Annotated in this window: 11 protein-coding genes and 2 pseudogenes; 5 read left to right on the top strand and 8 right to left on the bottom strand. The window is 68.1% G+C overall.

The features are described from left to right. Window positions 1-554: 554 nt before the first annotated feature. Window positions 555-767, bottom strand: a pseudogene (locus ABEA81_RS40520) (multicopper oxidase domain-containing protein); the annotation flags it as partial. Between the two features lie 275 nt (window positions 768-1,042). After that, window positions 1,043-1,408: a cupredoxin domain-containing protein gene (locus tag ABEA81_RS42915; RefSeq protein ID WP_425570867.1), complete on the bottom strand. Its 366-nt coding sequence runs from the start codon at window positions 1,406-1,408 to the stop codon at window positions 1,043-1,045. A gap of 100 nt (window positions 1,409-1,508) precedes the next feature. Between ABEA81_RS42915 and ABEA81_RS40515 the strand changes: the two are divergent. Both ABEA81_RS40515 and ABEA81_RS40510 read left to right on the top strand, forming a co-directional pair. Continuing rightward, window positions 1,509-1,847, top strand: a pseudogene (locus ABEA81_RS40515) (cytochrome P450); the annotation flags it as partial. A 10-nt stretch (window positions 1,848-1,857) separates the two neighbouring features. Continuing rightward, window positions 1,858-2,052 (top strand): ferredoxin, encoded by a 195-nt coding sequence (locus ABEA81_RS40510; RefSeq protein WP_345613104.1) that lies wholly within the window; start codon window positions 1,858-1,860, stop codon window positions 2,050-2,052. Between the two features lie 521 nt (window positions 2,053-2,573). Here ABEA81_RS40510 and ABEA81_RS40505 read toward each other — a convergent pair. After that, a complete protein-coding gene (locus ABEA81_RS40505) occupies window positions 2,574-3,854 on the bottom strand; it encodes a cytochrome P450 (protein WP_345613102.1) in 1,281 nt (426 codons plus the stop codon). A 13-nt stretch (window positions 3,855-3,867) separates the two neighbouring features. Continuing rightward, entirely contained in the window at window positions 3,868-5,457 is a 1,590-nt protein-coding gene (locus ABEA81_RS40500; protein ID WP_345613100.1) for an FAD-dependent oxidoreductase, read from the bottom strand. Between the two features lie 209 nt (window positions 5,458-5,666). On the opposite strand from ABEA81_RS40500, the gene ABEA81_RS40495 reads away from it, so the two are divergent. Next, window positions 5,667-5,873, top strand: coding sequence for a hypothetical protein (locus tag ABEA81_RS40495; protein ID WP_345613098.1), 207 nt, complete (start codon window positions 5,667-5,669; stop codon window positions 5,871-5,873). 63 nt (window positions 5,874-5,936) lie between these two features. Here the strand turns inward: ABEA81_RS40495 and ABEA81_RS40490 are convergent, their stop codons facing one another. From ABEA81_RS40490 to ABEA81_RS40475, 4 genes are all read right to left on the bottom strand, one after another. Next, a complete protein-coding gene (locus ABEA81_RS40490; RefSeq protein WP_345613096.1) occupies window positions 5,937-7,202 on the bottom strand; it encodes an IS256 family transposase in 1,266 nt (421 codons plus the stop codon). Between the two features lie 270 nt (window positions 7,203-7,472). Next, window positions 7,473-8,375 carry an NAD(P)H-binding protein gene (locus ABEA81_RS40485; protein ID WP_345613094.1) on the bottom strand — a complete coding sequence of 301 codons (903 nt, stop codon included), beginning with the start codon at window positions 8,373-8,375 and terminating at the stop codon, window positions 7,473-7,475. 362 nt (window positions 8,376-8,737) lie between these two features. Continuing rightward, window positions 8,738-9,472: an alpha/beta fold hydrolase gene (locus tag ABEA81_RS40480; protein ID WP_345613092.1), complete on the bottom strand. Its 735-nt coding sequence runs from the start codon at window positions 9,470-9,472 to the stop codon at window positions 8,738-8,740. Between the two features lie 241 nt (window positions 9,473-9,713). Then, window positions 9,714-11,123, bottom strand: a complete 1,410-nt coding sequence (locus ABEA81_RS40475; RefSeq protein ID WP_345613090.1) for an IS1380 family transposase — start codon at window positions 11,121-11,123, stop codon at window positions 9,714-9,716. Window positions 11,124-11,845: 722 nt separating this feature from the next. On the opposite strand from ABEA81_RS40475, the gene ABEA81_RS40470 reads away from it, so the two are divergent. Together ABEA81_RS40470 and ABEA81_RS40465 are read left to right on the top strand one after the other, a co-directional pair. After that, entirely contained in the window at window positions 11,846-12,097 is a 252-nt protein-coding gene (locus ABEA81_RS40470; RefSeq protein ID WP_345613088.1) for a YegP family protein, read from the top strand. Window positions 12,098-12,545: 448 nt separating this feature from the next. Continuing rightward, entirely contained in the window at window positions 12,546-13,340 is a 795-nt protein-coding gene (locus tag ABEA81_RS40465; protein ID WP_345613086.1) for a hypothetical protein, read from the top strand. The last annotated feature ends 65 nt before the right edge of the window (window positions 13,341-13,405 follow it).

The raw sequence follows: 13,405 nt of genomic DNA, 5'->3' as shown, positions 1-13,405 counted from the left end.
GGGATCAACGCGGCTATCCGGCGGTTTCCTGCGCTCGCATCAGGAGCCACGCCCACTCAATTAGTCCATTGAGCACGAACTACCCGGCTGCAGAGTGCAGCCACTTCTCGCCAACTTTGATCAGGAGCTCGGCCAACAAGTGCGGTCGCAACAGACGAACATTTGCGGTCGGTTCACACTGTCACGGCCACTCAGTCGTTGCGTCTTGGACACGCCGAAGATAAGCAGTCCAACAAGGTCCGCAGGACGCCCCGGTTCGTGTCGGCGACATGGTGGATCCGCCGTCGACGACCCCAGATAACCCCATCGACGACGGTATCGACGGGCAGCTGTTCAACAAGACCGTCGGTCACCTCGGAAAAATACCGGGTCAGCGGACGCAGCTGGTGAGACTGCAGCAGCACCGCGTCCCTGGTGCGGAAGGCGATGCAGCGGTTGGTTGACTGAACTCCGGCGTGCTCGAGCGGCTGGAGCTGTCTGGGTGTGAGGTGGGGCATGGTCGGGTAGACGTGCTCGCGATGGCGTCGTCAGGAGAGGATCAACGAGCCGTCCGCCTATTGCTGCGTGATGATGACGGCCATCATGCCGCGGTCTTCGTGGTCGAGGATGTGGCAGTGGTAGACGGTACGGCCGGTGAAGGTGTCGAAGGCGATCCGAGGCGTGACGTTGCTCCTGGCTGGGACGTTGATGACGTCCTGCGACGTGGGCGCCTCCAGGGGTTGGCCGGCTTGTTCGACGAGCTGCATGGGCCACCCATACAGGTGTAGGGGTGGTCCATGGGGCTGGTGTTGGTGATGGTGATGGTGATGGTCCGCTCTTCGACGGCCCCGGCCCGCACGGACTGGTCGATTCGGTTGCGAACTGGTTGCCGTCGATGGTGAAGGCCATCCCGCCGCCGCCCATGCCGATGGCGAAGGTCAGTTCGCGATGGCTGGTGGCGGTTTCGGCGCGCAGGTCACGAGGAACGGGTTGGGCGGGCACCGCGGGCAGAGGTTCAGCCGTGGGCCGGGCGACCTCGAGAGTGGCCAGGACGATCGGTTCGTCATCGGCGGCCGGTGTCGACCCGGCACCGTTTCCTCGGTCCATGCCGCCCATCGGCGAGCCGTCGTGGGGGCCGCCGCCCATCATGGCGGTCATGTTTCCACGGTCGTAAGGCAGTGTGCGCAGCTCGCTGGTGCCGGCCGCGGTGGTGACGAGCAGGTCGGCGCGGTTGCCGGTTGTGAGCACGATCTCGTCGACGTCGTGGGGGGGCGGACAAGCGGCCGGAGTCGATGCCGAGCAGCTGGGTCTGCTGGCCGTCCAGGCGCAGCCGCAGGTAGCGGGCTGTGCTGGCGTTGACGATCCGCCAGCGTTCCCGCTCCCCGGGGCGGGCTTGCAGACGCGGACCGGTTTGGCCGTTGACCAGCACGAGCCCGCCTTCCGTGTGGAACGGGATCGTGCTGGCCGAGGCGCCGCGTACGGTCCGGGTCGAATGGAACCACTACTTCCCGCCGACTCAGTGAAGAGCGAGTACACGGATCGCCACCGAGAACGTGCAGATCGGCGGGGTGACCATCAAGGCGGACGAGGGAGTCGTCATCTCGGGCCTGTCTGCCAACTGGGACCCGGCGGTGTTCGAGAATCCGGCCGAACTGGACGTCGAGCGCGGAGCCCGCCACCACATCGCCTTCGGCTATGGCCCGCACCAATGCCTCGGCCAGAACCTGGCCCGGCTCGAACTGCAGATCGTTTTCGACACGCTGGTCCGCCGCATTCCCACCCTGCGCCTCGCCGTGCCGGTGGACGATGTCCCGTTCAAGAGTGACGCCGCCATCTACGGCGCCTACGAACTTCCGGTCGCCTGGTGAGGAGGACGTGATGCGGATCAAGGCGGACACCGGGGTCTGCGTCGGCTCCGGGCAATGCGTGCTGGCCGAGCCGACCGTGTTCGACCAGGGTGACGACGGCATCGTGGTGCTGCTGACCGATCGACCCGACGGCGAGGCCGCGGCCCGGGCGCGGAACGCGGTCAACCTGTGCCCGTCCCGGGCTCTATCCACTGTGGAGGAATGAGCACGTCGGAGGAATGACAGAACTTTGTCACTCGGCGGTTGACCTGAGGTGAACCGGCCGCCGCCTCGTCCGCGTCTGCGTGGCCCGCGCGCGCCGTAGGGCCCCTGGCTGACCAGCACCATCAGATGGTCGATCTGGCGACGCCGCCGACAACACCAAGCCCGAGCAAGCCACTACCGCCGCCGCGGCCATCACCCACCACGATCATGAACTGCCGTTGCAGTAGTTAGGCTAGGGGGACGTGCCTGAGATTGGTCGGGTGTACTGGTCATCGGGTTGAAGCTCCGGTGTGTCCGGAGACCTTGCGGGTCTGGGTGACAGGCTCTGTCGAGGGCGATGGCATGACGCTAGTGCGCCGCTTCGAGTCGAGCAGGTGGAACATGGCCGGAGGTCTCGAGCAGACCGTTGGTGATCGAAGCGCTCGACGTACTCGAGGCCGGCGATCGACCTGTTCGGCGGCTTGATCAGCCAGTGCGGTGGGTCCTGCGCGGCCATCCCACCGGATGCGCGCTACCGACACCTCACGCCGAGGTCACCGTTGGGTGCCGGACACCTCCGGAGTCCGCGTCAGGGATGATCCGGTCCACGGCAAGGGGGAGATGTCGTGGGCCGCGGAGAAGGGCGCTGGGACGGTATGGCGGCGGGTCGGCCAGTAGCCGGGGGTTGTCCAGTCGCCGGACCAGTTCGACGAGCGCGATCTGCGTTTCCTGGCGGGCCAGCGGTGCGCCGAAGCAGTAGTGGATGCCGCCGCCGAAGCCCAGATGCTGGGCGCTGTCGCGGTTGATCGCGAGGTACTCGGTACGGAACCGTTCGGGGTCGAAGCGGTCCGGGTCGGGCACGTGGTCCGGATCTCGATTACCGGCGGCCAGGACCAGCGTGATGGGTGCGCCCGCCGGGATGGTGGTGCCGGCGATGTCGACGTCGGCCAGAGCTCTACGGTTCGGCAGGAGGTTCACGGGCGGTTCGTAGCGCAGCAGTTCTTCGACCGTGGGGATGACGAACTCGGGTTCGCGGCGGATGCGGTCGAGCACGTCGGGATGGTGCAGGAGGGTGAGCATCCCGTTGGCGATGAGGTTGACCGTGGTCTCGTGCCCGGCGAACAGCAGCAACGCCAGGTTGGGTTCCAGTTCGGCAGGTGAGAGGCGGCCCAGTGCACCGTCGTCGGTGACCAGCCCGGATATCAGGTCATCGCCCAGGAGGTCCCGGCGGGCGTCCGCGAGTGTGCCGAGATACCTGCCGAGCTCGACGAACGCGGTCTCGCGTTTCGCGCGCACCGCGTCCGCCCCCGCCCCCGTGCCGATGCTTTCGACAATGGCGTCGGCCCAGACATGGAACCGGGGCTCGTCCTCGACCGGGACGCCGAGCAGTCGGCAGATCACCGTCACCGGATAGGGGTAGGCGAACCCATCGACCAGGTCGATCTCAGTCTTGCCGGTAAGGCCGTCGATGAGGCTGGTGACGATCTCCAGCATCTCGGTGCGCATGGCGTCGATTCGGCCGGGCGTCTCGGGTGGGCCGTAGTGCCGGGTGAGAATCCGGCGAATCCGATCGTGCTCGGGAGGATCCGTACTGATGAAGCTCCGCGCCGACTCGTCGTCTGCGGTGTCGCCGACCGGCTGGGTGGTTTGCGAGCTGACGCGCGGATCGTGCAGGAGCGCCACGATGTCGCGGTACCTGCTGACGACGTAGGTGCCGTCGTCCTCTCGCGCTACCGGTGTATCGCGCAGTTCGGCATACAACGGCCAGGGATCGGCACGGTTGGCGTAGTCGAGGATCTGCTGGAAGACGCTCGCCGGGGCCATCGTGCCGCCTTTCTCAACGCCCGTGCACCAGCACGGCTCGGCGTTCGCTGGGGTCGTGGCCGGTGAGCACGACCGTGGCCTGTTGGGGCAGGGCCTGCTCGTGGATCTCGGCCGGCACCGGCCGTCGGCTCGATGGCGGGTCGACGACCGGGAACTCTGGTGGGAAAGGCGCCGCCTGCTCGATCAGCCGGCCATAGAACTCCAACCACATTCCGTGGTCGAACGCCACCGCAGCGGTGATACGTCCCTGACGGCCGTAGGCCGCGACGAACCGTCGGGTATGCGCGGATCCTTGCACCAGGGCCACTTCATCGGCGAACGTGGGCACGCCGATCGACTTGATCTCGATACCGAACTGCGTCGACCAGAACACCGGCAACGCGAGATGCGCCCAACGCTCCGCGGACGGATTGATCATGTTGTGCGCCGCGATCTCGGCTTGGTCCACCGCGTTGCCCCAGTGCTCCAGCGCCAGCAACTGGTAGCCGTACAGCGGGTGCGGAAACCGGGCCACGTCACCGGCGACGAAGATGTCGTCGGTGACCACGCCGTTGACATCGAAGGCGCGGCACCCGGCGTCGCATGCGATGCCCCAGTGGCCGGCAGCCAGGCCGGAGCCCTGAAGCCAGCCCACGTCGCGTTCCGCGCCGAGGGCCACCACCGCGACATCGACATCGAGCATGCTGCCGTCCGACAGGCGCGTCCGGCACACCCGGTCTTCGGCGTCTCCTTCGAGGGCGTCCACAGACACGCCGCAACGCAGGTCAACGCCGTGCTCGCGCTGTAGACCGGCCGCCACGTGGCCCATCGCTGCCCCCAGCGCGCCCGCCAACGGAGCCGGACCCCGTTCCACGACCGTCACCGGCGCGTCGAGCTCGCGGCAGTCCGAGGCGACCTCGGAGCCGATGAACCCGGCCCCGATCACCAGCACATGCCGGGGATGGGCGGCGAGCAGTTTCCGCAGCCCGGCCGCGTCGTCGCGGCGGCGGATGGCAAACACCCCCTCCAGGGCCGCCTCGGCCGGCCTCGGCCACTGGCGGGCACGGACCCCGGTCGCGATCAACAAGCGGTCAAAGTCCACGGCGTGGCCGTCGCCCAACTGCACGCGCTTGTTAAGGCGATCGAGCCCGGTGGCCGCCTGGCCAAGCTGCCAGTCCGCGTCAAGGCCGTCGTTGCCCGGCAGCGCCGTGCTCTCAGCCGACACCCAGCCCGTCAGCACGTGCTTGGACAGTGCCACCCGGTCGTATGGCTCATACGGCTCGTCCCCGATCAGCGTCAATGAGCCTCGAAAGCCCTCCCGGCGGAGCGTGTGCGCGGCGCGGAGCCCCGCGAGCGACGCGCCCACGATCACGATGCGCTCCACCGACGAAGACGTCCCGCCGCCGGCCGCGGGGCGAGGGGCGGGCACGCCCGCGTCGGGATCCAGCACGATCGCCCGCACCGGGCAGGCGGCCGCGGCCTGTAGAACCTTCTCGCGCTGCCTGTCGTCGGGGTCCCCGTTGTACAGCAACGCCTCAGCACCGGGCATCCGGAACACTTCAGGCGCGGCGAACGCACACTGCCCATATCCCTGGCACCGCGTCAGATCAACGACAAGCCTCACTCGTCCAGGGTTGGCCGGTGCATCCCACGACCGCCTCACCTGTCTCGGGTGAGCTGATGCTCGCTATGGAGATCTCCATCGTGCGCAACCCGCCACGCGCGCGGTGAGTACGTCCTCAGCTAGTGGCTCGACACGCAGTGTCGACCAGGTAATCGATCTTGCCTGCTGGTCCCGGGAAGCTGCCCGCACGTCGAGTGCGGGAGGTGATCATGGCGCGCAGACCGAGCGTGTTTGTGCGGCCGTTATCAATGGACGAGGGCCGCAAGCTGGCGCGGATCAGCCGGACCGCCAAGAAGCCGGTCCGGATGCGGCGCGCGATCGTGGTCCTGATGTCCGCCCAGGGCCAGACCGTCCGCGACATCACCCCGTTGCCCCTGAAGGGGCGGGGCCGGTCAACCTCCTGTCGTTGTAGTTGATCTTTTCTTGGGTCAAGTCCGCCGGCGTGGTGTTTGACGGTTGATGCGTGATCTTCTCGTTGGTTAGGCGCTGAGCGCCGGGATGGTGTCGGTCGTGGTCACCTCCTCGCCGGTTGTGGTGTCGGGAACGGCACTGAGGCGGGCTCGGGCCAGGACGTCGAGGCCGAGGTAGCGGCGGCCTTCGGCCCATTCGTCGTGTTGCTCGGCCAGCACGGCCCCGACGAGGCGGATCAACGCGTCCCGGTCGGGGAAGATGCCGACCACATCGGTGCGCCGACGGATCTCCCGGTTGAGCCGTTCCGAGGGGTTGTTGGACCAGATCTGGCGCCAGAGTTCCTTCGGGAACCCGGTGAAGGCGAGCACGTCGGGGCGGGCTGCGTCGAGGTGCTCGGCGACCTTCGGCAGCTTCTCGGCGACTGCGTCCAGAACGCGGTCGAACTGGGCGTGCACGCTTGTGGCGTCAGGCTGGTCATAGACCGAGTGCAGCAGCGCCCGCACCCACGGCCAGCTGCTCTTCGGGGTCGCTGCCATCAGGTTCGCCGCGTAGTGGGTGCGGCACCTTTGCCAGGACGCGCCCGGCAAGGTCGCCCCGATGGCCTCGACCAGCCCGCGGTGCGCGTCGCTGGTCACGAGCCGGACCCCGGTCAGCCCGCGGGCGGTCAGATCGCGGAAGAATCCGAGCCAGCCGGCGCCGTCCTCGGCCGAGATGACCTGCAGGCCGCGATGATCAACAGGGATCTCCCGGTGACCGTCGGCGTTGACGCCGGTGGCGAGCAGGGCGTGCACGTTGACCACCCGCCCACCCTCGCGCACCTTGAGCACCAGGGCGTCGGCGGCGACGAACGTATAGGGGCCTTGGTCGAGCGGGCGGGTGCGGAAGTCCGCGACGTGGGTGTCGAGCTCGGCGGCCATGGTCGAGACCTGCGACTTGGACAGCCGGGTGATCCCCAACGATTCGACCAGCTTCTCCATCCGCCGGGTGGACACGCCGAGCAGGTAGCAGGTGGCGACCACGGTGGTCAGGGCCCGTTCGGCGCGGCGGCGGCGCTCGAGCAGCCACTCCGGGAAATAGGAGCCGGAGCGCAGCTTGGGGATCGCCACGTCCAGGGTGCCGGCGCGGGTGTCGAACTCGCGGTGGCGGTAGCCGTTGCGCACATTGGTCCGGTCCGGGCTGGACTCGCCATAAGCGGCGCCGCAGACGGCGTCGGCCTCGGCGGACATCAGGGTGTTGATGAAGGTGGTCAGCATCGAGCGCAGCAGGTCCGGCGAGGCGGAGGCCAGGTGCTCATGCAGGAAACGGGCAGGGTCGAAACTGCTCGGTGCGGTCATCGCGTGGTCGTCCTTCTGAATGACTGTGAGAGGTCTCCAGAAGATCACGCGATGGCCGCCCTACGCCCCTCCGCCACGCCCCTCACCAGGGCCTGCCGCACACCACTCTCGTGGACGCCACTAGCCGAGGGTCACGAGGAGCGGAGGCCTTGCTCCTTCATCGCATCAGAGTAGGTGGCGGAGTTGGCGCGCCGAAGCGGCGATACCGGCCGAGAGGTTCCGAAGGGGTCCGCGACAGAAGCGGCCCTGGCGCCAGCCTGGGACGAGGTCTCAGCCCAGGTAGAGGTTCCTGTGGGCGACCACGAACGCTTCGATTGACTGGGGCCGGATGCCTGTCAACCGCTCGACGCCCTCGGTCGTGCGGTCGTAGCGGTTGTCCCGGTGCAGCTGGGCCATAGTGGCGACGTGCTGTTCGGCGTGCGGCGGAAGGCCCAGCCTGGACAGCTCGGCCTGCCACCGGTCCAGTGGCACATCCACATAGGACACTGGCCGATTCAGCGCGCGCGAGAAGGCCCCGGCCAGCTCCGCCATCGTGACCGAGTGCGGACCGGTGAGCTCATAGACGTGTCCAATGTGGGGAGCCGGGTCGCGGAGCACGGTGGCGACGACCCGGGCTACATCGGCCACCGCGACCGGCGAGGTGCGTCCGGAGCCGAACGGCAACATGATCGTGTCGTTTTCCTGTATCGACCGCGCTGCCATCGTAGTGAACAGCGGAGTATCGAGGAATACTGTCGGCCGGATGTGCACCACGGGCAGGCCGGACCAATTCAGTACTTGCTCCGTCAGGTAGTGCAGCCGCTGCTGATGCGACTCCTCGGTGCTGGTGGCGGTCATCTGCGACACCGTCATCTGCGACAGGTCTACCAGGGCCTCCAGATTCCCGTACTCCTTCGCGACGGAGGCCACCACGGTCGCCGCCAGCAGGTGGTCCGGGGATACAGCCATCGCGAAGAACATCCGGGACACGCCCTGCAGCGCGGCCGCTACGGTATCGGGCCGGGTCAGGTCCCCGATGACGACCTCCGCGCCGAGCCCTCTCACCTCAGCTGCATGTTCGTCCTCGCGACGGACCATGAGACGCACCGGCACATCCTGAGCACTCAAGTGGTCGAAGACCGCGCGGCCGACGCCGCGAGCACCGGGGATGAGAACAAGGTTGCTGACAACCATGTCTGAATTCTCCTACATCGTAGTCGGATATCCGCGTTGAGATGTGTTCAGAGTGTCAATAGACCTGTGAGCAATGCGGGGGCGTGGCGATGTGCACGGTGAGCACACACCGAGGGTAGGACGACACAAGAGTTTGCGCGGCGCGTTCCAGGCGGCCATGACGGTCGAACCGACGAGATCGTGACCTTCGGCCCTACTCCACTACGGCAATGAGTTCATCCCTTGATGACTCTTCAGGCGGTCCTGACTTGGCTCGGATTATTGCGCACTATCCGAGCCTGGCCTGGAAGTCGTCGGGGTCGGCTCGGCGGCGGTGAGTAATTGTCGAGAGCAAGAGCTGAGGGCTGTGTCGTGGCAGCGGCTCAGGTCCGGCTGGGGTTTGTTGCCTCGACGGCCTGGAGAATGAGTTGGGTTGCAGCCTCGGGCTGTGAGACGAAGGAGACGTGCGAGGCTGGCACTTCCATGATGGTTGCGTTCGCGCGCGCGGCCATGAACCGCTGGAGGGCCGGTGGGATGGCTTTGTCCTCGGTGCCAAGCAAATACCAGCACGGGAGTGTCTTCCACGCCAGCGAGCCTGAAGGGGTGCCGGCGAACGCGGCTACGGCGTAGGGTCGTTGCGCGGCGGCCATCACCGCGGCGGTCTGCGGGTCGACGTCGGCGGCGAAGGCTTCGTGGAACGCCTCGCGGTCGAGGTAGAGGTCGGTGCCCTCGCTCCCGTCCGGTGCGGTGAAGGGCACCGGCCTAATTGAGGGTCCGACGAGGCTGCCTTCGAACTTCTCCAAGAGCTGCTGTTGGCTTTCGCCCTCGTCGCACATCCAGCCGTTCAGGTAGACTAGCGCCGTGACCTGGGCGTTGCCAGCCGCGGCGACTGAGATGACGTTGCCGCCGTAGGAGTGGCCGACGAGCACGATCGGTCCCGTCAAGGTCTGCAGGAATTCGGCCAGGTACCTTGCGTCGGCGGCGAGGTCGCGAAGCGGATTGGCAAACCCGATGACCGTGAATCCACGGTCCCGCAGCGCGCGGATCTCTGGGTCGAAACCGGTGGCGTCGGCCCACGCACCGTGGACGAAAACGATCGTCGGAGTTTCACTGGCCATTGTCGTCTCCGCTTCTTCACGCGGCGGTGCACACCGAACCGCCGGCGAGTCTCCTCCTGCCGACGTGCGCTGGCTAGCCCGGATCTTTCGTCTCCAGGCCGGCGGTGATCGAGACCGGTCGGTGGGCAGTCTGTGACGGGTGATTGTGCTCTGCGGGCACGACATCTCGCCCGAGTTCGCTCGGGTCGGCGTCGGTTCCACGGCCGGATGGCGGGGGTCGTCGGGACGGGGCGGCCGGTGGTCAGCCCGGTGCGGGGAGCGCGCGCAGGGCCGTGATCGCGCGTAGGAGAAGGTCGGCCCAGGGTGGGTGCGCGGACAGGTGCAGCACCGTGCGCCGGGCGGAGCGGGCCAGACGCCCGGCGACGGAGAACAGCCGTAGCCGCAGCCGCTTGGGCTCCCACCGCCGCGCCGGGTGCTCGGTCAGGGCGAGCAACTGCGCCCACGCGGTCAACTCGGCGGCGAGCGCGACGATCGCGCACCAGATCTTGTTCTGGGCCAGGTCGTGCAGGGGCAGATTGGTCAGCCCGGTGTCCTTCGCGGCGCGGATCCGGTCCTCGGCGCGGGCCCGGCGGCGGTGCCGCAGTTCGAGATCGGCGAGCTGGCGCCCGGGCCCGCCCGGTGGAGTGTTGGTGGCGAACGCGGTGAGCCGGTTGCCGTCGGCGTCGGTGATCCGCAGCTGCGCGCCCGGGTGCGGGCGCTCGCGACGGACGATGACCCGCATGCCCTTGGGCCAGCGACGCAGGTCGAGCAGCCCGGTTACCTCAAGCACCCAGGCGCCGGGGCGGGGTTCGCCGTCGGCGTCGTAGGCCGGCTGCCACGCCTGCTCGGGCACCTGGGCGAGCTCGTCGGTGATGTGCTCGGGCAGGGTGAACCCGACCGAGTACGACAACCGCTGCCCGACCAGCCAGTCGAGCAGCTCGTGCGTGCAGCCGGCCGCATCCGCGCGCACCAGGATCTTGCGGCCGGGTCGGGTGCCCCGCCGGTGGCCGGGGAGCTGGCGCAGGGCCTCGCGCAGCACGGTGATGTGGTCGGCGGCGGTGTTGCTGCCGGCGTTGCCCGGGCGCAGCAGCACCGACAGCGGTTCGCCGGTGCCGTCCGGGCCGTGGTCGACGAACGCCCACAGCGGATGATGGCCGAAGCCGCGCTTGAACGTCGGCGCCGCGCCCTCCTTGTCCGAGTGCGCGGTCACCAGCGTGGCGTCCACATCGATGACCAGCGGTCGACCGGCGTCGATGCCGTGGTCGGGGGCGCGCTCGCCGGCCAGCCGCCACGCCGTACCCCGTGCCGCGGCCCGGGCGGCGTGGATCGCGGCCAGCGCCTGCGGTGCGTTCTCGGCGAGCCGATCGACAGTGCGCGACACCGTTGGATCCGAGGCCACCAGGCCGTAAACACCGGGCTGGGCGCGCAGCAGCGCAACATCGGCCAGACAGTCCCCGCCCAGCCCGAGCATCACCGCGAGATCCAGCACGATCTTCGCTGGATCGTGCACCGCATTCCGCGGCCGATACGGCCCGAGCGCCGCGGACAGCGCGCGGTCCAGCCCGACCACCCGGACGGTCTCGGTAAGCAGCAGCCCACCGGCCTGCGACACGACCTGCTGGCCCGCCGCGTCAGCGGCCGGGCACGGATAGAACCCACTACGCTTGCTCACCTGGAAGGTGCTCCTGCTCTCGCGCGGACCTGGACCTCAGCAATCCACATCCTCGCTGGTCAGGAGCACCTTTCAGCCGTTCAACACGCCGCTCCGGCAAACCGCCCGTGAAGCGCCGGGCTAGGTCTGCCTGGCCCAGCGAACAACGTGCCGTCCCAGCAGGGGACCGGCTGGTCGGGCGAGAAGGCGGGTTGCGGACCTGGGCCGGCGGCGGGCGTTCATGGGCTCAGTCGTCGTTGGTGCGGCTGGGGGTTACGGTGTTATTGATGCTCAGACGCATGGCCGGGTGCGTGGTCAGTCCGGCGATGGCGGGTGGGGCTGCACCAGTGGGCGGTTGGTTCCGGTTCCGGCCGCCGATGGTTGCTCGCCGTCGGGGTTCGTGGGGATCGGAGGTACAACGACCCCGGCCCGCTCGTCGAGGTGAGCGTGGCCCCCGCGCTCTGCGCCGACCGGAAGACCAACGTTGATGTCGCTTACCCCTTGCCCCCTTCCTGGCGGGCATTACCACCGCACATCCCGTGCGCAGGCGCTAGGCCCGTTCGTCCGACCAGGCTCAAGGGGATCGAGCGCTGGCGGCGGCAACGCAGCTGGCCCCCGCTGCGCCGCTGGATCGGCGCCGACCGGGCGTGGCCGCGGTTGGGCACGCGCCGCGGGCGGTGCGGGCAGGGCCACGTTGTCGCGGCCGATGCTGCCGGCTGGGCGTCGTGATGTAAACCCGTTCGATGTCGTGGCCGCCGGATTGCCGGCCGATACTGTCGGCCTCGGATGATCACGTCGACGTGGAGGGCAGGGATGGCGGGCAGTTCGAGGTGTACAAGGACCGCGCCGGCAAGTACCGCTTCCGGTTGAAGGCATCCAACGGCCAAGTCGTCGCGACCGGCGAGGCGTACGAGACCAAGGCAGTGGCACTGAAGGGGTGCGAGTCGGTCCAGCGAGCCGCCGCCGACGCCCAGACCGTCGAGACCGACAGCTAACCCGGATGTCGATGCCGCTGGCAGCACACCCACGCCATCTTGGACGGTGACCCGGGAGTGCACGCGGCGGCGGAACCCGACCCTGCACCTCGGCCGCCAGCCACGGCTGATCCAGGATGCAGACGCCCCCAAACGACGGTGTGCCCGACGACCGGACGTATCAGGTGTTGGCCGAGCAGCTCCTGATGGCAGGCGCGGTCGCACTCATCGTCGCTGCGTCGAATTCATCTGACTTGCGTTCAAGCCCCGGCCCGGCCCGGGGGTCGAGGAGGCCCAGTCGTGGCTGGTTCCCGCTACACCCTCATCATCCGCTACCCGGACCTGCCCCGCAACGGTCCGGAACCGGACGGGGACACGATCAACTTCCTGCCCGACAACCACGCGCTGATCCCGGCCCTACCGCGGTTCAGCAACGTCGGCCCGGACCGCCGCCACCTGGGCACCTACGGTGTCCGGTCTCGAGGGCATCGACACCCTCGAGACCCACTTCGAAGACCAGCACCAGGACCTCACCTACGCCGACGCGGCCCGGGACCGCATGCTCGACCTCATGGGGTTCGGGCAGGTGGAGTTCTGGGACGACCTCCCGAACAAGACCAAGACCGCGGAGCACCACCCGATCCGCGGCTACCTGCTGGCCAACGGCATCGAAAGCAACGGCCGGGTCCTGGGATTGGTCTACCCCGGCAACCCCGACCTGCCCGCCACAACGGTCACAACCGATGTCGGCGGCGACAGTGGCCCGGCCGGCGGTCACCGAGCGGGTGACGGGGATCCGGTGTTCGTCACCGAGCAGCTGCTCGATCACAGCCTGAACGCCGCGCTGGTCCGGAACGGTATAGCCTACGCCGAGCTGTATGCCACCATGCCGCTGGATCTGATCCGGCACATGCGCGGCCTGATCGCACAAGCCCGCAGCGAGAAGCTGGGCATGTGGCGCAGTGAAGACCTCACCACCAGCAGCCGGACGGCGCTGCATGATCTTGCCCAGCTGTCAACGCTGACGATGTTCCCGAAGCTGTACCGGCGGCTGGTCAAGTACTTCAAAGACCCCCGGCACACCGACCTCGCCGCGTTCGACACCTGGATCCGCGACGATCCCATCCATCGCGACGACACCCTGCTACTGCCCACCGGCGAGTTCGGCAACCTCCACGACCTCTACGACGTCAACACCGACGGCATCACCCTGCGCCACCAACCCGAAGACGTCACCTTCGCCCCCGACCCTCCCGTCCAGTAGATCAGGCTCTCACCTGAAGTTCTCAAGACGTTTCGACCTATACAGGTTCGGACGCAGGGCCGATT

The organism is Pseudonocardia adelaidensis (assembly GCF_039543345.1).
Taxonomy (GTDB): Bacteria; Actinomycetota; Actinomycetes; order Mycobacteriales; family Pseudonocardiaceae; genus Pseudonocardia; species Pseudonocardia adelaidensis.
This window is presented reverse-complemented; position numbering and strand designations above follow the sequence as displayed.